17 protein-coding genes and 1 pseudogene are annotated in these 21,763 nt (G+C 65.3%); 4 read left to right on the top strand and 14 right to left on the bottom strand.

The genetic code is table 11. The features are described 5' to 3' along the window. Positions 1-32 precede the first annotated feature (32 nt). From ABZ293_RS13055 to glf, 8 genes are all read right to left on the bottom strand, one after another. Complete coding sequence (locus tag ABZ293_RS13055; RefSeq protein ID WP_355180149.1) at positions 33-1,070, bottom strand: alpha/beta hydrolase family protein; 1,038 nt, start codon at positions 1,068-1,070, stop codon at positions 33-35. 1,242 nt (positions 1,071-2,312) lie between these two features. Further along, on the bottom strand, positions 2,313-3,416 hold the full coding sequence (locus ABZ293_RS13060; RefSeq protein WP_355180151.1) for an alpha/beta hydrolase family protein: 1,104 nt from the start codon (positions 3,414-3,416) through the stop codon (positions 2,313-2,315). A 302-nt stretch (positions 3,417-3,718) separates the two neighbouring features. After that, a complete protein-coding gene (locus ABZ293_RS13065; RefSeq protein WP_355180153.1) occupies positions 3,719-4,726 on the bottom strand; it encodes an alpha/beta hydrolase family protein in 1,008 nt (335 codons plus the stop codon). A gap of 350 nt (positions 4,727-5,076) precedes the next feature. Further along, the gene (zomB, locus tag ABZ293_RS13070; RefSeq protein WP_355180155.1) at positions 5,077-7,026 is read right to left on the bottom strand and encodes a flagellar motor control protein ZomB; all 1,950 of its coding nucleotides are present in this window, start codon (positions 7,024-7,026) and stop codon (positions 5,077-5,079) included. A 76-nt stretch (positions 7,027-7,102) separates the two neighbouring features. Then, positions 7,103-8,035 carry a decaprenyl-phosphate phosphoribosyltransferase gene (locus ABZ293_RS13075; protein ID WP_355180157.1) on the bottom strand — a complete coding sequence of 311 codons (933 nt, stop codon included), beginning with the start codon at positions 8,033-8,035 and terminating at the stop codon, positions 7,103-7,105. Between the two features lies 1 nt (position 8,036). Continuing rightward, positions 8,037-8,588 (bottom strand): phosphatase PAP2 family protein, encoded by a 552-nt coding sequence (locus tag ABZ293_RS13080; RefSeq protein WP_354959984.1) that lies wholly within the window; start codon positions 8,586-8,588, stop codon positions 8,037-8,039. Between the two features lie 71 nt (positions 8,589-8,659). After that, entirely contained in the window at positions 8,660-10,594 is a 1,935-nt protein-coding gene (locus ABZ293_RS13085; RefSeq protein ID WP_355180159.1) for a glycosyltransferase, read from the bottom strand. Continuing rightward, complete coding sequence (gene glf, locus ABZ293_RS13090) at positions 10,591-11,823, bottom strand: UDP-galactopyranose mutase (RefSeq protein ID WP_354959981.1); 1,233 nt, start codon at positions 11,821-11,823, stop codon at positions 10,591-10,593. Before glf ends, ABZ293_RS13085 begins: the two co-directional genes overlap by 4 nt. A 224-nt stretch (positions 11,824-12,047) precedes the next feature. Here glf and ABZ293_RS13095 point away from each other — a divergent pair, with 224 nt between their 5' ends. Further along, complete coding sequence (locus tag ABZ293_RS13095) at positions 12,048-13,304, top strand: hypothetical protein (RefSeq protein ID WP_355180161.1); 1,257 nt, start codon at positions 12,048-12,050, stop codon at positions 13,302-13,304. Between the two features lie 134 nt (positions 13,305-13,438). On the opposite strand, the gene ABZ293_RS13100 is transcribed toward ABZ293_RS13095, so the two are convergent. Beyond that, positions 13,439-14,161 (bottom strand): SDR family oxidoreductase, encoded by a 723-nt coding sequence (locus ABZ293_RS13100; protein ID WP_355180163.1) that lies wholly within the window; start codon positions 14,159-14,161, stop codon positions 13,439-13,441. A gap of 104 nt (positions 14,162-14,265) precedes the next feature. On the opposite strand from ABZ293_RS13100, the gene ABZ293_RS13105 reads away from it, so the two are divergent. Then, positions 14,266-14,892, top strand: a complete 627-nt coding sequence (locus ABZ293_RS13105; protein ID WP_355180165.1) for a helix-turn-helix domain-containing protein — start codon at positions 14,266-14,268, stop codon at positions 14,890-14,892. Between the two features lie 291 nt (positions 14,893-15,183). Here ABZ293_RS13105 and ABZ293_RS13110 read toward each other — a convergent pair whose 3' ends face one another. The 4 genes from ABZ293_RS13110 to ABZ293_RS13125 all read right to left on the bottom strand — a co-directional run bounded on the left by ABZ293_RS13110 (position 15,184) and on the right by ABZ293_RS13125 (position 18,534). Beyond that, entirely contained in the window at positions 15,184-15,858 is a 675-nt protein-coding gene (locus ABZ293_RS13110) for a hypothetical protein (protein ID WP_355180167.1), read from the bottom strand. A 70-nt stretch (positions 15,859-15,928) separates the two neighbouring features. Beyond that, positions 15,929-16,477 (bottom strand): hypothetical protein, encoded by a 549-nt coding sequence (locus ABZ293_RS13115; RefSeq protein ID WP_355180169.1) that lies wholly within the window; start codon positions 16,475-16,477, stop codon positions 15,929-15,931. Positions 16,478-16,760: 283 nt separating this feature from the next. Continuing rightward, positions 16,761-17,522, bottom strand: a complete 762-nt coding sequence (locus ABZ293_RS13120; protein ID WP_355180171.1) for a MerR family transcriptional regulator — start codon at positions 17,520-17,522, stop codon at positions 16,761-16,763. Between the two features lie 85 nt (positions 17,523-17,607). Then, positions 17,608-18,534, bottom strand: a complete 927-nt coding sequence (locus ABZ293_RS13125; protein WP_355180173.1) for an EamA family transporter — start codon at positions 18,532-18,534, stop codon at positions 17,608-17,610. Positions 18,535-18,641: 107 nt separating this feature from the next. Here ABZ293_RS13125 and ABZ293_RS13130 point away from each other — a divergent pair, with 107 nt between their 5' ends. Beyond that, positions 18,642-19,142, top strand: coding sequence for a MarR family transcriptional regulator (locus ABZ293_RS13130; protein ID WP_355180175.1), 501 nt, complete (start codon positions 18,642-18,644; stop codon positions 19,140-19,142). A 24-nt stretch (positions 19,143-19,166) separates the two neighbouring features. Here ABZ293_RS13130 and ABZ293_RS13135 read toward each other — a convergent pair whose 3' ends face one another. Continuing rightward, a complete protein-coding gene (locus tag ABZ293_RS13135) occupies positions 19,167-20,903 on the bottom strand; it encodes a SpoIID/LytB domain-containing protein (RefSeq protein WP_355180177.1) in 1,737 nt (578 codons plus the stop codon). A 348-nt stretch (positions 20,904-21,251) separates the two neighbouring features. Between ABZ293_RS13135 and ABZ293_RS13140 the strand changes: the two are divergent. Beyond that, positions 21,252-21,763: pseudogene (locus ABZ293_RS13140) on the top strand (hypothetical protein); the annotation flags it as partial.

The raw sequence follows: 21,763 nt of genomic DNA on the forward strand, positions 1-21,763 counted from the left end.
CGAACGGCGCCGTTCGGCGTTCTATCCCTGAATCACCAACCGCCGGTGGCGTCGAGGATGCCGTTGTGGGAGTTCCACAGCTCGGCCTCCCAGTACTTCCACGAGTGCGTACCCGCGGCCGGGAAGTCGAACTGCGCCGGGATGCCGAGCGAGGCCAGGCGGGCCTGGAACGCACGGGTGTTCACCAGCGAGAGCGCTTCCAGCGCCATACCGTTGGCGGTGTTGAAGTAGCCGACCGCCGAGTTCGGCCGGTCGTACTGACCCGGCAGACCGCTGGCCGCCGAGATGTACATCGGCAGACCCTTCAGCTGCGGGGCGAAGACGAACGGGTCCATCCGCAGCCACTGCGAGCTCCACGGCGCGGCCATCGAGTCGACGTTGAAGCGGCCCGCGTCCAGCATCGCGATGCGGATCGCCTCACGCATGCCCGGCGCGGAGATGTTCAGGTAGCCGGAGTAGGAGGCGGCGTACTTGAACTGGTCGCGGTGGTAGGCGGCCAGCGCCAGCGCGGCGGAGCCACCCATGGAGAGGCCGACAACCGCGTTGTTCGTGCGTGACACACCGTAGCCCTCGAGGAAGGCAGGGAGTTCCTTGGTCAGGAAGGTCTCCCACTTGTAGGTGGTCTTCTGGCCGTTGGTGTTGCTCGGCGCGTACCAGTCGGCGTAGAAGCTCGACTGACCGCCGACCGGCATGACCAGCGAGATGTTGTCGTTCTTGAACTGATCGAGGGCGTTGGTCTCGAACGACCAGGCATTGCGGTCGTCGCGAGCGCGTAGACCGTCGAGCAGGTAGAGCGCCGCGTTACCGCCGCGCGCCGCCCACTGCACCTGGACCTTGATCGGGCCCATCACCGACGGGACCATCAGGTCCTCGAAGCCGCCGGACGGCGCCCGCAAAGCGGGGCCGTGGACCGGTGCGGCCATGGCGACGGTCGGGCCCGTCACGCCCGCGGCGATCGGCAGCGCCAACGCAGCGGCACCGACACCCAGAATTCGACTACGCCAACCACGAGGGTTGCCTCGCCGTCCCGACTTGGTTCTCTTCGGCGCGGCCGCCCTGCCGAAACGCATGAATCCTGCTCTCTTTCTGCTGTTGTGGTGCCGCCCGTAGCCCACGAGGGGCCGGGCAGCACCCGTGCTGCCAACGAGACGCGCGTCACATGCCAACCGGTACCCGACATTTCCGGCACAAGAGACGGCGCTACAACGATCTGGTCACACTTGCGCTCGCTGGAGGTTATTCGACATGCGAAGTCTTAGCAAGACCGGGGTAATCGAGTAGCCGAATTCCGCACGTTCACAAGCTGTGATCGTGCGGTGACCTTAGCGCGTTCGCCCGGAGATGTCGTGCCGGAACGGGAATTTCGAACAAAGATTAGGGGCACTAGGGAGTCCGGAATCACTCACCCGAGGTTCCTGCTCAGATCCGGCAGCATCTCGAACACTTGATCGGCCCAGTGGTGCGCGCCGACCGCCGGCAATCGAAGACCGCGTTCGCGGGGGCGAGCGCGTCGGCCGGACCCGGAAGGCCCGGGTATCGGCCATTGCGATCGTCTCCAGCGCGATCGCTTCGCCGAGGTGGCAGACGTCGGTCGGCACATTGATCACATCACGCGAGCCGTTCTGGCCATTGGCCGAGGCGATCCACTGCCGAGTTCCGTTCACGCGCAGCAGGTCGGCGAACATGGACGGTCCATTGCGCGGCCAACACAGATCCCATTGTGAACCCTCCAGCGTCGAGCAGAACCAGCCGCAGACCCTCGCACTCACCGGGCGCGGAGATTATTCAGATAGCCCGAATGCAAACCGGCATAGCGGAATTGGTCCGGGTGATGCACACGCACCGGCATAACCACATTGATATTCCGCGATCACGAATGGCAGCGCCAACACTTGGGCCCCCGACCATCGAACGGTCGCAGCCACCCACTACCGCGACCGCTGGCAACTATCCCGCGCACTCCGCTGGATCGCATCAATTCGACCTTTGCCCGTGCGATCACCGTTGATCGCCACCACTGCGCATGCGGATCGACACTCGCACCGACGCCTACCATGAGCAGAACATCTCAGCGTTTACCGCTCGTACATAGGCATATTCGAATCACACCCGAGCGAAAGGCTGCGGCAATACCGGATCGTGATGGAGTCCAGAGAATTACCAGCGCGGACTCACACTACGGACCCGCACCGGGCATGCGCACCGAAACGGCTTCATCGACGACAACACAAGCAACAAGTAAGCAAATATGCTGGTCCGAACAAAAGAAACGGACCACCCGGTACTTCAGGCGGTCCGTTTCACGGTTGTGGCTAACCGATATTGGCCGAGAGGTCCGGGATCATGCGGTAGGCCTCGTCCTGCCAGTTGGTCCACGCGTGCAGACCGGCGGACGGGAACGAATACACCACGTTCTGCGCCCCCAATGTCATCATGCGGACCTGGAATGCCCTGGTATTCGCCAAGGCGAGCGCCTCGAGCGGCGCACCCCGGACGAGACGGTCGGTGGCCGCCAGGAACGGGATGGTCAGATCCTCGGACATCGGCAGCCCACTACCGGCGGCCACCCATACCCGGGTGCCGTTTGCGATCAGGCGCGGCGCGAAGACGAACGGATCCATCCGCAGCCACTGCGGACCCCACGGCGGCGCCATCGAATCCACGTTATAGCCGCCCGCGTCGATCATCGCCGCTCGAATCGCCTCCCGCATACCCGGCGCCGAAATATTGAGGTAGCCCGAGTACGAACCGGCGAAGCTGAACTGATCCGGGTGATAGGCCGCCAGCGTCAGCGCGGCACTGCCGCCCATCGACAGACCGAATACACCATTGCGATTCGGATTGAACCCCAAGCGATCTCGCAGCGCGAACCGCAGTTGCTGGGTCAGAAAGGTTTCCCAGTCGTAGCGGTAGCTCTTACCCGGCCCCGCCAAGAAGGCCTCCGTCGCACCGGATCCGGTAGACGAACCCGCCGACCCCGGCGAGATGCCGAAGAAGTTGCTCGGCGCGTTCCAGTCGGCGTAGAAGCTCGACATGCCACCCACCGGCAGGACCACATTGATATTCCAGCTCGCCAGGACCTCTGGGACGTTGGTCTCGATCTCCCAGCCATTGAGGCTTTCCGGCGCCCGCTGGCCGTCCAGCACGTAGACCACGCGGTTGGTATTGCCGTCCGCCGCGCGTAGCACCCGGGTCTTGATCGGGCCCATCACCGGCGAGTCGACCCAGAAGTCGAAGGCCGCCGGGTTGAAGCCCGCGGACGCGGTGGCGCCGCTGCCCGCAATGGCGATGCCGAGCGGTAAGAGCACGGCCGTCGCCACGCCGAGCACCCATTTCCTGGCCCAGGCACCACTGTTCGCCCGGGTCGAGGAACCGACGGAGCTTCCGGGCCAACGCTTCCAGCGCACACTTCGCATTCGACTCGACCTTTCGTCCGGACGGCCAGTCAGCAAACTATATGCAACTTCGACCGATCCCCTCATCGGACATACAGACGGATCATCCTTCGAAAAACAGACATTCCACCTGTATGCATGCTCTCTGTACATCAATCAAACGATGAACGCCTCTATGTTGCTGGAAAGTGATTCACCCCACAACTATCAACGAGGTCCCGCAGCCGATTCGTTGTCAAGCGGGGTTACGGACTGATACCAGCAAACAGAAAACCGCCCGGTGTGCGAACACACCGGGCGGTTTTCGAGAAGGTCGAGCTAGATCAACCGATGTTGGCGGAGAGATCCGGAATCATGCGGTAGACCTCGGACTCCCAGTTGCGCCAGTTGTGGATACCGACCGACGGGAAGCTGTAGCTGACGTTCTGAGCACCCAGCGTCGCCATCCGCACCTGGAAGGCCCGGGTGTTGACCAGTGCGAGCGCCTCGAGCGGCATGCCCTGGACCATGTCGAGCGGCGAGTTCACATCGCCGGGACCGGGCAGCGCGCTACCCGCGGCGACCCACAGCCTGGTGTTGTTCTGGATCAGTCGCGGCGCGAAGACGAACGGATCCATGCGCAGCCACTGCGGGCCCCACGGCGGCGCCATCGCGTCGATGTTGTAGCCGCCCGCGCTGATCATGGCGACGCGCAGCGCCTCGCGCATGCCCGGCGCAGAGATGTTCAGGTAGCCGGAATACGAACCGGCATAGACGAACTGATCCGGGTGGTAGGCCGACAGCGTGAGGGCGGCGCTACCGCCCATGGACAGGCCGAAGACACCGTTGCGGGTCGGACTGAAGCCGAGCCGGTCACGCAGCGCATTGCGCAGATCGCTGGTGAGGAAGGTCTCCCACTTGTAGGTGTTCGACTTGCCCAGCGTCTCGTTCCACCCCGAGGAGCCCGTCATCGCGGAACCCGAGGAGGAGCCGTTGGCCGAACCCGACGAACCGGTGCTCAGACCGAGGAAGTTACCGGGAGCGTTCCAGTCCGCGTAGAAGCTGGAGGGACCGCCGACGGGCATGACGACGTTGATATTCCACTTGGTGAGCTCACGGGCGACCTCGGTCTCGGCCTCCCAGCCGTTGAGGTCACCGCGGGCCCGCATGCCGTCCAGCGCGTACACCACGCGCCCGGTGTTGCCGTCCGCGGCGCGGAAGATCCGCGACTTAATGGGACCCATGCTGGAGTCCACCCAGAAGTCGAAGGCGTCCGGATTGAACGCCGCCGACGCGGAGCCCGCCGGACCTGCTACTGACACCCCGAGCGGCAGCAAGATAGCCAGCGACATCAGCACCGACCGCTTGAACCACGAACCGGCTCTACGGGTTTTCAGACGTCCATTCTGCGCGCTTCGCCCGATCACGCCTCGCATCTAGTTTCGGCCTTTCGTTATGCGGCCGTGTCTCGACCGCTTCTCTACGTTGACCGCTGGTGTTTGCCCACGTCGAAGGGGACGCCCTCCAGCGGGCGTACTCACGTACCCTATCGCTACATCGATGTGGTGGCGTTATCAAAAAGAGATAAAGCGATATGCGCCACGTTTATTGTCGCAGGTCATCGATACAACTGGGGCCCAGGGAGGTCCCTGAGCCCCGTGTGACTGGAGAGGTGAGCACCAGCCACTCGACAGCAGTTACTTCAGCGTTGCGGCTGCGGGAACGGGTCGACCAGTCCGCAGCGCTCGATCTCGTACTTCGGCACGCGATCGATACGGTACTTCGCGAACCGCAGCGAATTGCGCAAGTTGTGCTCGAATCGGCTCAGCGTCAGCGGATCTCGGGAGGAGATCATCAGCGCCACGGTATCCGGGCAGGTCATCGCGGTGCGGGCCTGGGTGACCCACTTTTCGTCCATGTACCAGGGCATCCACGGATGCCGATCGACCATGCCGGCATCCACCACGACCCAGTCCGGGTACAGGCTCTTGTCGTGCCCGATCCGGCCGTCGGTGAGCCGGTCGGTATGCGCGGCCAGCGGATAGGCCAGGCCCATCTGATCGATGACGCGCACGTCCAGCGGGACGTTCATGCTGGTCATACCGAGGTTCAGAAAGTAGACGGTATGTCCGGCGCCGCCGTCGGGAATCGGCTGCGGCGGGGGCGCGATGTACCAGAACATGAACGACGGCGAGTTCAGCAGCAGACCGCCATCGGGGGTTTCGGCAATGTTGTTCACCATGGCGCGGATGCGCGGGTAGTCCAGGTAATCCTCGGCCAGGATGGGGTGATCGTGGCCGGTATTGAGCACGTAGTAGACGCGCTCGTCGACGATGCCGGACGCGCTGATCTTGGTGCCGGTCTTGATGGCGGTGGTGTTGGCCGCGAACAGCGCCCAGCCCGCGGTGCCGAGCAGCGCGCACAGGATCACCGCAAAGGACCAATGTCCGGCCGTCGCCGCCCGCAGGCCGCCCTCGGGCACCCGCAGCGGCACCACGGCAACCGGCAGCAGCAGGCAGAACAGCTGCGGCAGCAGCATCCGGCCGTGCATGAAGTCGCCGCCGACGCGCAGGGCGTAGACGGTGAGCACGAATCCGCTGCCCAGCATGAGCGTGACGACCGCGCTCGGCGAGTGCAGCCATTCACGCACCCGGAGCACCGTCCAGCGGCGCTGCTCAGCCGATGCGGGTACGTCCGCGGTCTCGGTGCGGGCCGAACGAGCCGCGAGCACACCGATGAGCAGCAGCACGAGCAGCGGCAACCACAGGTAGTACGGACCGACCAGATCCCACAGGTATTTGAAGCCCTGCCCCCACTTGGCGCCGCCCGCGTCCTTGGCGACCGCGGTATTCGGATAGGGCAGGCCGTAGTAGCCCATCCGCCAGACCTGGTAGCCCATCGGCACCAGTCCGGCGGCGGCAACGATCAAGGCGCGCAAGAGGATCGGGCGCAGCCGGGACTCCGGCATCGGGGCCAGGAAGATCATCAGCAGCGCCAGCGCGCCGACCAGGGTCATCTCGGGCCGGATCAGCGGAGCGAGTCCGGCCAGGAACACCAGACCCAACAGCGCGGGCAGTTTCACCCGTTCGGTCTGGCTCCAGCGCATCAGCTGCCACCACAGCAGGCCGAGCCAGCAGATGACCAGACCGCTCTCCAGTCCAGAGGTGGCGTAGTCGCGGGCGGGGGGCACCGCGATGTAGACGAGCACGCCCGCTGGCAGCAGCAGCGCCGATCCCGCGGCGCGAGCGACGGGCCCGGAGGCGGTAGCGGAGCGTGACCACGCAGGGCCCCGGGAGGGCCGCAAATCAGACTCAGCGCCGCCCCACAGCCGCGCGGCGCCGAGCATGGCGAAGACGATCGCCAGCATCGAGACGGTCAGCGCGACGCCGAGCACGACGTACTCGAGCCGGGCCCTGGTGAGCCAGCTGAAGAACCACACCAGATAGGTCCATGCGGTACTGGTGTTGGTTTCGACGCGCTCGCCCGTATTGAAGACCGGCCCGTTGCCCGCCAACAGGTTTCGCACCGTGCGCAGCACGATGAGGCCGTCGTCGGCGATCCAGCGCCGCTGCCAGGCACCGACCGAGAAGAGCACGACGGTGAGCGCGATCCCACCGACGAAGGTGGCTCGGGATAGCCGCGCGGACCGCAAGCCGGAACGAGCCGACCTCTCGGTCGGCTCCTCCGTTGCTTGTGCTGTTCGCTCCACTCCCTCTACCAACAGTTCGTCAGGTGAGATAGACAGCGACACCTACCGCTCCGATCCAGGCGATTGCGAGGAACTGGAGGATGCGATCCCCCAGTGCGATCTCTTCGGGTTCACCGGCCTCGCCGCCATCGACGTCGACCGCGTAACGCAGGATTGCGATGGTAAACGGAATCATCGAAATCGCGAACCAATTGGTGTGCTTCAGATTGTCCTGCTGGAACGCCCACAGGCCGTAGAACACCACCACCGCGGTCGCGGCGAGGGTCCAGATGAAGCGCAGATAGGTCGGCGTGTAGTACTCGAGCGACTTGCGGATCTTGGCGCCGGTGCTCAGCGCGATCTGCAGTTCCGCATAGCGCTTGCCCGCGGCCATGAACAGCGAGCCGAACGCCATGATCAGCAGGAACCATTGCGACAGGTCGATATTCGCGGCCGCGCCACCGGCGACGGCGCGCAGCAGGAAGCCCGAGGACACGATGCAGATGTCCAGCACCGCCTGGTGCTTGAGGCCGATGCAGTAGGCCAGCTGGATACCGATGTAGACGGTCATCACCACGGCCAGGTGCCACGACGCGAGGAACGATCCCGCGATCGATCCGACCAGCAGCACCACCGACAGCAGATAGGCCAGATTCACCGGGACGACGCCCGCGGCGATGGGGCGGAACCGCTTGGTTGGATGCGCCCGGTCGGCCTCCACGTCGAGCGCGTCGTTGACCAGATAGATGCCCGAGGCCGCCATGCAGAAGACCACGAATGCGAGGCCGACGTGCGCGAGCACGGCCAAGTCGGTTGCGGTATCGGGACCTGCCGCCAGCGGTGCGGCCAGTACCAGTACGTTCTTGACCCACTGGCGCGGCCGGACCGCCTTGAACAGCCCACCCGCCAGCGTCTTGGGTGGGCCCTTGACGACTGCTTCGGCTAGGTCGGTGCTGGTCGGCTCTTCACTCATGTCAACCAAGGTCTCTTCTTGTGCGGTCACTATCGAGTCTCTTTTCGGCGGCAAGCACAACAGCGGCGGACGCGGCGCCGAGTGCGGAACCGGCGAGCACGTCGGAGGGATAGTGCACCCCGAGCACAACCCGGGAGAGCAACATCGGTGGGACGAGCACCGCAGGCAAGGGTAGCCCGGTCAATCTTCCGAGCAACACCGCCGCCGCCGTGGTGGAGGTGGCGTGCGAGGACGGGAAGCTCAGCTTGCTCGGCGTCGAGACGTTGACCTGCACCGATGGATCGTTCGGGCGGGGCCGCCGGACAATGCGCTTGATCACGATGGATGCGGCGTGCGCGCCGACCGCGCCGACCGCAACCCCGGCCCACTGCCGCCGCCGCGGCTTGTCGACCAGCCAGCCCGCCGCGGCGATGCCGACCCAGCCGAGCGCATGTTCACCGAAGTGCGACATGCCGCGGGCGGCCTTGACCACCTCGGGCCGACCGCCGATGGCGGCCTGGACCGCATTGATGATCTTGACCTCGGGTGGCTGTCCCGATGGGACCGCGGACACCGGACCGCCGTGGCCGTTCGCACTCGGCGCGGGCACCGCGGTGTTGTCGTCCGCGGCCGGGGCTTCCAAACTCACTGCTGCTCATCTCTCGTGTCGATACCGAAGACGTTCTCCCAGGCCGCCGTGCTGGTCAGCGTCGGGTGGGCGGCGCGATAGCGCTGCTGCATCTCCGGGAAGCGGGCGGCCAGCTCCTTGCGCAGCCGCATGGCCTCCTTGAACAGCCCGAGCGCCTGGCGCGGATCGCGCTTGCGGTAGACCACGCCGCGACCATCCGCGGTGGTGACGGTGACGCCGTCGACCTGCGAGAGCAGGAACCAGCGGGCGTCCAGCGTCGGCACATTCAGCTGCGGGCGCTCATGGTGTTCGGCATGCGCCGGACGGAAGTTGTGCACAACGCCCTTGGCCAGACGGACCACCTTGGCGATCGGATTCGCCGGTTCACCGACCGCACCGACGCCGATATGGCTGGCCAGCGGCAGTTCGGTGGAGGACGGCAGGATGACCGCGTCCGGGTACTGCTTGCGCATTTCGTGTACCGCGCCGAGCGCGCTCGGCAGCAGTTGGAACAGGCGCTCCGGGCCGGCGAGGAAGTCCTTGATCGCCAGATTCTGAATGGCGACCGTCGAGTACTCCAGGCAGAGCAGGTGTTTCAGCGTCGCCTTGACCGTGTTGACGACCATGCCGCGCCCATTGCCCGGCATATGCAGGGATGCGACAACGAGCCGGTTGCGCAGGTGGAAGTACGCCTGCCAGTCGATCGCGTCGTCCTTATCGCTCCACGCCATATGCCAGACCGCGGCGCCGGGCAGGGTGACGGTCGAATAGCCGTGATCGCGTGCGCGCAAACCGTATTCGACATCGTCCCACTTCAGGAACAGCGGCAGCGGCTGACCGATCTCCTCGGCGACCTGACGCGGGATCACACAGGTCCACCAGCCGTTGAAGTCGACGTCGATGCGCCGGTGCAGCAGCTTGGAATTGTCGCGGTCCTTGAGCGGATGCTTGGAGAAGTCGTGGTCGTATTCGACGTTCGGCGCGGAGGTCCACATGAAGATGCCGCGATCCACGACCTCACCCATGCTGTGCAGGTGTGAACGCTCCTGCAGATTGAGCATCTGACCACCGACCAGCATGGGCGATTCGGCGAAGCGAGCGAAGGCCAGTGCGCGCAGGATCGAATCGGGTTCGATCTCGATATCGTCGTCCATGTAGACGATGTACTCGGCGTCGGTGGTCTTCAGCGCCTCGTACATGACCCGGCTGTAACCACCCGAGCCGCCGAGGTTGGGCTGGTTGCGGATGGCGAGCCGATCGCCGAGCACCGCGGCGGCCTCGGTGAAGCCGGGTTCGTCGACCACCTTGCGGTTGCCCTGATCGGCGACGATGACCGCGGCGATCTTCTCCAGCACCAGCGGATCCGAACCGAGCGCGGCCAGGGTCTTCACCAGATCGGTCGGCCGGTTGAAGGTCGGCATGCCGACCGCGATGGTGCCCGCACCGGGCGCCTCGACCGGTGCGTACCAGCCGCCCGACAGCAGGGTGACCGCGGTATCGGTGGTGATGTCGAACCAGATCCAGCCGCCGTCTTCGAACGGGCCGAGGTCGGTCTCGAATTCCACGTGCACCGATTCGGCACCCGGCGCGACCGCGAACTCCTTGCCCTGCACGTGGATTCGCGAACCGTCGGCCTTGGACCGGTAGACGTCGACGCGGCCGTGTCCGGCCAACTCGAGCCGCAGCACCACCGAGGACAGGATGCTCCAGCGCCGCCAGTAACTCGCTGGCAACGCGTTGAAGTAGGTGCAGAACGACACCTCCGACTCCGCGCCGATGGACAGCGAGGTGCGGGTGGTGGCGTGCGCGCGCCGGGCGTTGGTCGGCGACTCTTCGAGGTAAAGGGTGCGCACGTCCAGCGGTTCACCCGGCCGAGGCAGGATGATGCGCTGCAGCAGCGACTTCGCGCGAGTTTCGGTGGTCATGTCTTCCAAAATCGATTGGGAGGTCATTCGTTGCTTTCATCCGAAAGAGGCTCGCCCGACTCCAGGTGCGGCCGCAGGACATTGTCGAACATGCTCAGCGCGCTGCCGATTGCCATATGCATATCCAGGTACTGGTAGGTGCCGAGACGACCACCGAAAAGTACCTTCGCCGTTGCAGTTTCCTGCTTGGCCAGGCTGCGGTAGGCCTGCAGCTTCGCGCGGTCCTCCGGCGTGTTGATCGGGTAGTACGGCTCGTCACCGGTCTGCGCGAAGCGCGAGTATTCGCGCATGATGACGGTCTTGTCGTTCGGGTAGCTATCGCGCTCCGGGTGGAAGTGCCGCGGTTCGATAATGCGGGTGTAGGGCACGTCCGAGTCGTTGTAGTTCATCACCGAGGTGCCCTGGTAGTCACCGGTATCGAGCACCTCGGTCTCGAAATCGATGGTGCGCCAGCCGAGTTCGCCCTCGCTGTAGTCGAAATAGCGGTCCACCGGGCCGGTGTAGACGACCGGCGCGTCCGGGTTCTCGGCGCGGATCTGCTCGCGCACATCGAACCAGTCGGTGTTCAACCGGACCTCGATCAGCTCCGAGACGGCCATATTCTCCAGCCACTTCGTGTAGCCCTCTTTGGGCAGACCCTCATAGGTGTCGTTGAAGTAGCGGTTGTCGAAGGTGTAGCGCACCGGCAGGCGGGTGATATTGCCCGCGGGCAGTTCCTTCGGATCGGTCTGCCACTGCTTGGCGGTGTAATCGCGGACGAACGCCTCGTACAGCGGGCGGCCGATCAGCGAGATCGCCTTCTCCTCGAGGTTCTGCGCGTCCTTGGTCTCGACCTCCGAGGCCTGTTCGGCGATCAGCTTGCGCGCCTCGTCCGGGGTGAAGTAGCGGCCGAAGAACTGGGAGATCAAACCGAGGCCCATCGGGAACTGGTAGGCCTGTCCCTTGTGCATCGCGAAGACCCGGTGCTGGTAGCCGGTGAATTCGGTGAACTGGGTCACGTAATCCCACACCCGCTTGTTCGAGGTGTGGAACAGGTGCGCCCCGTACTTGTGCACCTCGATCCCGGTTTGCGGCTCCGGCTCCGAATAGGCGTTGCCGCCGAGGTGGTAGCGACGATCGATTACCAACACCCGTTTGCCGAGCAGATTGGCGGCGCGCTCGGCGACGGTCAGCCCGAAGAATCCGGAGCCGACAACGATCAGATCGAACTGTGAGGCGGAGTTTGCGGAGTTACCCGGGGACGATGCGACGGTCACGGGAGCCCAGCGTATCGGAAGTCCGCGCGAGGTCCGGGTGGAGTCGCGAGGTAGGCCGAAGTGGAACGGATGCCATCCAGATTTCTCCAGAAGTTTGCCGAAATGGCTACGTGACGGCAATCGATCGGCTATTACATATCCACGCGAACTGATCGGACGTCCAGTACGCGTGCCTCGCGTTGGTTCGTCGACTGCACCAACGACCGACCGACCCGGAAGACCTGATGATGCGCAACACTCTTACCCGATTCCTGAGCGCTGCCTCGCGCACGGGCGCGGCACCGTTCATATGCCTGCTCACACTGTTCGCCCTGTTCGGTGGCGCGATAGTCGTCCCGGCTCCCGCACAGGCGGCCGAATTCGATTCCCTGGCGACGACGGCGGTCGATGATGCGGGTGCGGTATGCGTCACCGGCGCGCCGACCTTCGACGACATCGTCACCGCCGCCGCGACCGCGCTGCGCACTACGGTTCCGGCCGCGCAGATCACCGCCTTCGACCGTCAGGTCGCCGATTTCCGTAACACCATCGCCGCGGTGCGGGTGCACCGGGACGGACTGCCGGTCGCGCCGTCGACGGTGAACGAGCGCACCGAATTCCTGGACGATCCGATCGTCACCTACCTGGTCAACGGCCTGGACGCGGTCCGGACCGGACGGCTGGACACCACCATGTCGGTATCGCGGCTGACGGTCAATGACGTCATCGAGGTCTTCATCCTCGCGACCCGGATCGTGAAGATTCCGGCGCAGTTCGCGGCCAGTCTGGTGCCCACCGTCGGGTTCTTCCTCAAGCCGATCGTCGGTGCGGTGTTCAGCGGTGTGAAATCGCTGGCGCGCACGGTGCAGGACTTCCTGGCCGCCAACTGCGCCGCGCCGAACGCGTATCCGAAGCTGGTGCTCGACGAATCCCTCTACACCGAGCACGTCGAATTGCCGACGCCGCTGGTCGATCTCGCCAACACGCTGGTGCGGGCGAACGGAACATGTACGCCCGTGGCCGAATTGACCACGCGGACGCTGGTCGAACGCACCAGGGCCTTCCTCGAACAGGCGGATCTGCCGCTGGATCGGGCCGGATTGAATGCGGGAACCGAATCGCTGCAGGGTTTTTTGCGCGATAACCGGGTCGCCAAGCTGGCGCTGATGCGCCGCACCGAGGAATTGGGCCCACTCGTCGACGCACTCGACTACGGTCCGGTGACCTTCCTGACCAACCTCGGCTTCGATCTGTACGAGGGCAAGGCGCTCGACACCGTCGCGCTGGCGGATATGAAGGTGGAGAACGCCTTCGACCTGGCCACCCTGACCTTGGATGTGACCAGCCTGCTGCTCACGGTCGCCAATCTGGCGGCCGGATGGACCGGCGTCAGCGACACCATCCTTACCCCGCTATCGATGGCGCAGACCCTGGCATTCGCGCCGACCACATACGGCGCACCGATTCTGAAGGGTGTCCTGCAGTCGATGTGCGCGGTATAGCGCCGCAGGTGAGCAGCCCGATTCCCGCGGATGCGCGCGGGCTCGGTCGAGCCCGTTGATACAGCTTGTCTCGGTGTCGACCCGGCCGTCGTATCGCAACGCGATGCGACGGCCGGGTTGGATCCGATCGAAACTCATTCGGGGAAGCCGATATCCGATTCGACGGTGTCGCGGGCGGTGTACATGCGCCAATAGTGGTCGCCCAGTTCGTCATTGCTCATGCGGACGATCTCCAAACCCGCCGGGATGGCTTCGGGGTGCTCGTCGATGATGCGCTCGGCCTTGCTGTTGCCGATCAGGACGCCGATATTGAGCAGGCCCACATAGACGCCGGTGCCCTGGAGTTCGATGGCGAGTTGACGGACGTAGTTGCGTTGCGCGCCGAGGGCGACACCGACGTTGGAAAGGAACGGGAGCGGGTTCCTATCGGAGACTCCGGAGGAGAACAGCAGCGCCCCTTCGCCGCGCTCGAGCATTGCGGGGGCAACGGCACGGGTCATCCAGATCGGTGAGTACACCTTCACCTCCAGCGGGACCCGGAGGTTGTCGGCATCGACGTCCAGAGTCGATGGGACGCGGTCGCCGATATCCATGGCGGCGCCGTGCATGGCGACATCGATTGGGCCGAACTTGTTCGTAATATCGTCGACCGCACTGCGCAGCTGCTTCTCGTCGGTGAGATCCGCGGGGAAGGCGGCGGCCTCGATGCCCTCAGCGGTCAAATCCTCGACGTGCTGGTGCGCCTTATCCGGGTTCCGGCCGATGACCGCCACGCGGAACCCTGCCCGACCGAACCGCCGCCCGGTCCCCATGCCGAGCCCGGGCCCGAATCCGAATATCGCGATCGTCTTGGTCATACTTCCTCACTAAGTTGAGCAGTAGTTCAAGTTAGCTTCGACGGTACCATTAAGTTGAACCTATGCTCAAGATAAATCCGTCCGCGGATTTGTAGGATCGGCGAATGCCCGTGGACAAGCCGTTACGCAGCGATGCCCAACGCAACCGGGACGCGCTCGTATCCGCCGCCCGCGCGGTCTTCGAGGAACGCGGCCTAGACGCGCCGCTCAAGGAAATCGCCGCCCGCGCCGGGGTCGCCATCGGCACCCTCTACAACCGCTTCCCGACCCGCGACGATCTCATCGCCGCCGCCGTCGAGGACCGCATCGAATCCGGCGCCCGCATCGCCCAGGAAGCGCTCGAAATCCAAGACCCCTGGGACTCCTTCGTCTACCTGGTCGAAAAGGTCTGCGAAATCCAGGCCGCCGACCGCCTGCTCAGCGACCTCGCCCTACGCGGCGCCCCGAGCCCCGCCATTGCCCGCGCCCAGGAATTCGGCCACGGCCTGATGCGCCGAATCGTCACCCGCGCACAAGAATCCGGCGCGCTGCGCCCCGACTGGGTCCTGGAGGACATCGCCTTCATCACCTGGTCGCACACCCGCATCATCGAAGCCACCGCCAAGATCGCCCCCGAAGCCTGGCGCCGCCACCTGGCATTACTCCTCGATGGCCTCCGCGCCACCGCCGCCCACCCTCTCCCAGTGCCACCCATCACCGAAGACCAACTGCTGCAAGCGCTTCGGGGCTAGCCGACAGCCGCGCCCGGCCCACAAGCAGTTGCAGTCACGTCACATTGGTTCCGGCACGCCGCGCGGGCACTGACCGATTGGGAGGTACTGGAAACCACCACCGATCCGATGGCAGTGATCTCGGCTCCGAAGCGACTGAAGGTGTAGGAGCGCGGCGGTATCGCCCGCCGCCAGCCGGTGCCTCGCCATCAGTTGCGCCGGTATACGGCGTGCAGTCTTCGATACGGCGCGCAACTGGCTTCAGAGCGACTGGACTGTCCGCCGTAGCGAGGCTAGGACGACAGGTGGAGGTCACTGATACGGATAGGGCGGCTGACCAACAGGAGGCTGCTGCGGGTACTGCCCGGGCTGAAAGCCTGGCTGCTGATAGGGATCCGGTACCTGGCCATATGCCTGCCCAAAGGGCGCAGGTTGCGCATAAGGCGCGGCCGTTGGCACGGGCTGACCATACGGCGCCGCATACGGTTGGACCGGCTGGCCGTAGGGGTGGTGCATGCGGGCTGCGGCGATCCAGCGGCCGGTGGAACCGACGGAAGCGCAGATGAGGATGGTCAGCGGGATGACGCCCACGATGACAGTGATGGGATTGCCGGTGACAAGGCCCAAGGCGGAGACGATCAGGCTGAGCGAGGACATGATGATCAGGATTACCCGGCCCGCCGTTCTCCGGCGGAACAGAAGCATCGCACCGAGCAGCCAGAGAAATGCGATGAGTCCCCCGACTGCGATCAGGGCGTAGACGGAGCCGGGCACTTCCGATGGCGGCGCACCGTAGCGGCGATTGTCCGATTTGTTGCTCTCATTGATAGCGACGAACAATCCGAAGATCACACCGATGAGGCCGAGTAGGCCGACGATCACCGCCAAGACCGCGGCGGTGAGCGCGGTACCACCACTCGCCCGCTGCTGATAGCCGTATGTGGGTTGCGAATAGCCATAACCCGGTTGGCCGTATGGGTAACCCATCGAGATCTCCCTCCCACTTCGATCGCGAAACTCTACCGCGCCATGGCGGTTTCGCTCGATGCGAGCGCGATCAGTAGGTCAGGGCAGGGTGGGGCGGACGGGTGGGGCGGGCGGCGGTCCAGCGGGCGGCGTACCCGTTGGCGGCCAGCAGGAGAACGAGGAGTGGTAGGGCGAGGTCTATCGCGCTGCGGAGCAGGTTTTCCTGGATCAGGGCGCTCGTCTGGCCGACGAGGCCGAACAGCGGTGACACCCAGGCATGATGGTCGGCGGTGGACCACCAGAAGATACCGAGGCCGAATTCGTGGTTGGTGAGCGAAAAGGCCAGTCCGACAATGCCGATGGCGATCGAGACGCCCGACGCGAGGATCAGCGTGTATCGACCGGTCTCGTCCTGACGCCAGAGCTGGACGCCGCCGAAGATCAGGGCAAAGGCCATGAGCGCCGCGCCGAGTGTGGTGAAGATGACGAGGGAATTGTCGAAGCGGCTGCGATTGCCGATGAAGTCGGTCAGCAGCGCCGCACCACCGATCAGATCGGTCAGTCCGCCGAGCACCGCCAGCACCGCGGCGGTCTGCGCGACCGCACCACTCGGGGCCCGATCCTCACTCTTGTACAGCATCGCCGACGCTCCTCCCCGCTCATTGCGGACCACCCGATCCTACGGCCGCCGGGCTCGGCTCAGTAGCGTCGCAATCCAGCGGCCGGTCGACGGCACGACGGCGGCCGCGAGCGGCGCCACCACCGGTTCGGCTACCGGTCGAAACATCGCCGGTGCGCCCACTCGGCCTGTGCCCGGCCGCATGAAACCGAATCGCCATGGCAGATATCGCAAAGCGGGGCGCCCGCACGCAATATGCGGACGCCCCACTACTCGATCCCCCAGTAGCACGGGAGCTTTCGGACTACCGAAGGTTGGCCTCGGCGTACGCCTTCATCGCGTCGCGCACGAATTCGGCTGTCCCTTCACCGTGTACGTCGTAGTTCGCCGCGAATCGCGGGTCGGCGACGTACATTTCGCCGAGTCCGGTGAAGTGCTCGAAGGACGGGCGGCTTTGGGAACCGCCGCCCACCCATTCGTAGTGCCGCGCGACAATGGCCTGAACCTCGTCGCTATCGGGGGCGAGACCGGCCGCGTGCGCCCGGCCGTAGTCGGCGGCAATATCCAGGTGGGCCTGGAAGTGCAGGTTCTTGTCCGCCTCGCTGAGCGAACGCCACCAGCGGTCGCTGCGCTCATAGGCGTCCTTGCCCCAGCGTTCGATCACCTCATCCTTGTACCGAGTGTGGTCGAAACCGTCGAAAACCTCTGCTGCCATGAGTTGTTCACCTCGTTCCGTCTTGTGCAGCGTGTTGGTTACCGAGTCGATCTGGCGCCGGATCCGATCCTGTTCGTGCCGAAGCAGTTCCAGGTGCGTGCGCAGCGCGGCGGCGGTGTCCTGTTCGCCCGCGAGAACTTCGGCGATGACCGGAAGGCCGAGGCCGAGTTCGCGCAGTAGCAGGATGCGTTGCAGCCGAACCAGGGAGTCCTGGTCGTAGAAGCGGTAGCCGTTGGCGCCGATCCGGCTCGGCGGCAGCAGCCCGAGCTGCCCGTAGTGGCGCAGTGTGCGGCTGGTGGTACCGGCCGCCTTGGCCAGATCCTGGATGGACCATTCGGTGTCCGAGTTCATGACCTGTTCTCCCTTCTTTCTCGTCGGTACAACCAGCTTGCAAGTTGACGTTACGTCAAGGTCAACCCATTTCGACCTGGACTTTCTAACGGACTCCCACCGGCACGCGACGCTCGGTCACCGCGGGCGCGACCCGCGGCTTGGCGACCACCTGTCCGAGCAGAGTGCCGCCGAGGGCGATGGCGAGTCCGAGCACCTGCAGCGGGCTCAGCGCCTGACCCAGTGCGATCCAGCCGATCAGCGCCGCCGAGACCGGGCTGAGCAGTCCGAGGAACGCGACCGAGGTGGCGGGCACCCGGGAGATGCCGCGGAACCAGAGGAAGTACGCCAGCGCCGTGCCGATCACGCCGAGGTACAGGTAGCCGCCGATGGCCGAAGCATCGAGCGCGGGCGGTGCACCCTCGATCAGGAAGGCGAGCGGCGCAATGAACAGGCCGCCCGCAGTGAGCTGCCATCCGGTGATCGCGAGCGGTCCGACGCCTTCGGGCCGCCCCCAGCGCTGGGTGAGCACGGTGCCCATCGCCATGGACGCCGCGCCCGCGAGTCCGGCAATGACGCCGACGGTGTCGAGTTGGGCATTGGCCCGCAGCACGACGAGCGCGACACCGAAGACACCGATCAGACCCGCGATCACCTTGCGCCCATTGGGCTTTTCGGCGAGTACGACGGTCGCGAAGGCCAGCGCGAACATCGGGGCGACCGCGCCGAGCACTCCGGCCACACCGCCGGGCAGCCGGTACGCGGCCAAGAACAGCAGCGGGAAGAACGCACCGATATTGAGGACGCCGAGTGCGGCGGCGCGCCCGAGCCAGATGCCGCGCGGCAGGACTCGGGTGATGGCGAGCAGCGCGAGCCCGGCGGGCAGGGCGCGCATCAGCGCGGTGAAGAGCGGACGGTCCGGTGGCAGGAATTCGGTGGTGACCGCGTAGGTGGAGCCCCAGGTGATCGGGGCCAGTGCGGCGAGCGCCAGGGTGCCCGCGTACGAGCTACGCGCGGCGGTGGTTGTTGTCATGTCGGTCGCTCCTCATTGATAATCTCAACGTTGAAATATCTACCCGCTGTCATATCTCGCCGTCAAGTAGATGAATGTTGAGATAATCACTATCGAGAGGAACGCCCATGGCCGATGCGATCGATCTGTTCACCGCACACTGGAACCGGGAACGGCCGGACGTCGACGTATCACCGATGGCGGTGATCGGGCGCATCCAGCGGCTGTCCCGACTGCTGGAACAGGAGCTGAAGAAGTTCTTCGCCGGACACGGACTCGAGTTCTGGGAGTTCGACATGCTCGCGACGCTGCGGCGCTCCGGCGGCACGAAGGGACTCACCGCGGGCGCGCTGAACCAGGTCGCCATGCTCACCTCGGGCGCCATCACCAACCGCATAGACCGACTGGCCGCCAAGGGCCTGGTCGAGCGCGTCCCGTGCGCAGAGGACCGCCGAGCCATCCTCGTCCAGCTCACCCCGACCGGCCGCACCCTGATCGACGAACTGCTGCCCCTGCACATGGCAAACGAACAGCGCCTACTCGCCGTCCTGGATCAACAAAACCGAGATCAGCTGGCAGACCAACTCCGCACCCTGGCCGAATCACTCGGCGATACCCCCGCATCCTGACCCAGTACCTACCCGAACCAGGGCCTACCCCGCGTCCTCCTGCCACAGTTCTTCGCTCGTCGGCCCACCGGAGACAGCCGGTGGACGTGGCGGGGTCGGGGTCGACGCGGTCCTCGGTGCGACGGTACCTCCGGGCGCAACCGTGGAATTCGGCACAGCGTTACTGCCCGGCGCTACGAAACCTCCTGGCGCTGTGGCACTCTCGGGTCCACGTCCGGGCAGCACCGCCCCGGGCGAAACACTGCCGCCCGGCGGCACCACACCACGCGGCCCGAGCACACCTGCGGGCACCGAACTTTCGGAACCGAGGGTGGCTCCGGGCAACGCCCCATCCTGCGGTCCGAGCACACCGCCCAACAATGCCCCCTCAGGCGAAACACTGCCGCCGGGCGGCACCACACCACGCGGCCCGAGCACACCTGCGGGCACTGAACTTTCGGGACCGAGGATGGCTCCAGGCAACGCCCCATCCTGCGACGCAGTGCCGCCAGGAAGCACTGCGGTCCCGGGTGAACCGTTGGCGTTCGGTCGCACTGCACTTCCCCGCGGCACCGTGCCCGCGGGCGGCACCGTGCTGCCCGGCTTACCCTCCTGGGTTGTGGTCCCGTGTGGATCCGGCACCAGTTGCATGAGGGTTGTGAAGTCGACGACCCGGGCGCCGAGCGTGGGGGTTGCGATGATGACGCCGTTGGTGAAAAGGCGGTAGGTGCCAGCGTTTTCGGAGAGGGCCATCTCGGGGCCGAGGGGTTGGCCCAGCGCGCTGTTCGCGCCGCCGATCCGGCGGTATTCGGCCTCGATCGGCGATTCGACTGTGAGGGTCTGCTTGCGGGGGTCGACGGGCGGTGCGGCCGCGCCGACCACCGGGGTGCCGAGTTCGGCCGGTGTGGGGCCGACATCGAAGGCATAGATATCGGCGGGTTCCCCGCCGTCGGGGGCGGCGGAGTACTCCGCACGCAGAATTCGACCGTCCCGCAGCAGTACCGTTCCCGCGGTCGCCGCGATGGCCCGGGTCGCGCGCGGATCCTCCTTGGCGGTGCCCGGATAGACCTGGCAGTCGGTGGTGTCGCAGGTCTGCGCATAGGGGTAGCGGTGTTCGGCGAGTGCATACGAGCGCGCCGCGATCGCCTGTGCGCGAAGGGCTTCCGTCGCACCTTTATCGGCCCAATTGGCCTGCACCTCGGCCGGGACGACGCCGATCAGATAGTCCTCGACATCGACGCGATTCACCGTGCGCGCCTCGCCGTTCTCCATCGCAACGCCGAGCGAGCCGCGATAGGCCGAACCGCCGCACAGGGTCAGATGTTCGGCCGCGGGACGGTTGGGCCGGGGATTGACCGGATAGATCCACGGGTCGGTGACCGTCTTTTGCCACAGCACCTCGCCGTCACAGCCCATCGTGACGACCACATGCGCACCGCCATTGGGTAGCGCGGTGAGGTGGGCGACCTGACCGGGTGCGAGCAATTGGCCAGCGACCCGCAACCCGGCGTCGGCGTAGGCGTCCAGTGTGGAGTCGTCCTGTTCCACTAGTCGCACCCCGACGGTGGTTGCTGAGATCTTGCCCAGGGTCGCGCCCGGGTAGTAGTGATCGAGGATGCGCTCGGCGGCCCAGCCCTCCTGTGCGCTGTCGAATGCGCCGACCTGACTCATCCCGCGCCCGTGCCCCGGTCCGGCGAGCGCCCGATACGGCGCGTCGGTCGGCCAGACCCAGCACGCGATCACGGTTCCGGCCAACATGGCGGCGCCACCCGTGACCAGCACCGGACGGATGGATATCGGGGTTCGCGATATCCGCCTACGGCCAATTCGCCTACCCGCCGCTGTCGTTTTCATCCGCATTTTTCCGCTCCCCCGCGGTAGCCCATTTCGCTGCTGTTCGCGTCGCATCCGTTCACTCCCACGGTTTTTCGGGACCTGATCGGTTCGATACCGCTCGGCATGTCGTGCCATCCGGGCGCAATCCAAGAGCTACATTCGAGCAATCACATGATCCTCAACCAAAGGTTTAGATTTGTGACAGTTGTGAACTAGTGTGGTCGTTGGTGCATCAGGAAGCAACCCTGACATTCGTGCAGATGATCGCTCGGTTCGACCTGAATGGAGACGCTCGTGCCGTACCGCAAACCGAAACGTTCCTACGTGCTCCCGGTTGTCACCACTGTTGCGGTAGCGGCCCCGCTCGCGACTTTCACGCTGAGCGATTCGACCGATTACCGTTCGACCACCGGTAGCGAGCTCGCCGCAATACCCGCACAGATGGCCGAGGTGGTCCTCACCACGGTGCCCGACATCACCCTTCCGCTCCGCGAACTCACCGGGCTCGACCTGCCGGATCTACATCTTTCGGATCTACGCATGCTGCCGCTTCCGGATTCCGTTCCGATTCCGCAGGGGCTACCGCTGCCGCCCGGCATGGAGCTACCCAAGGAAATTCCGATCCCCAAGCTGAATCTCGGACAGGGCGCCCCGGGCCAGTCAGTACCGGGCCAATTCCTCCCAGGCCAGCCAGCTCCCGGCCGATCCCTCCCGGGCCAGTCAGTACCGGGCCAATTCCTCCCAGGCCAATCGGCTCCCGGCCGATCCCTCCCGGGCCAGTCAGTACCGGGCCAATTCCTCCCAGG

This window comes from Nocardia sp. NPDC005998 (assembly GCF_040614395.1).
In the GTDB taxonomy this organism is placed as follows: Bacteria; Actinomycetota; Actinomycetes; order Mycobacteriales; family Mycobacteriaceae; genus Nocardia.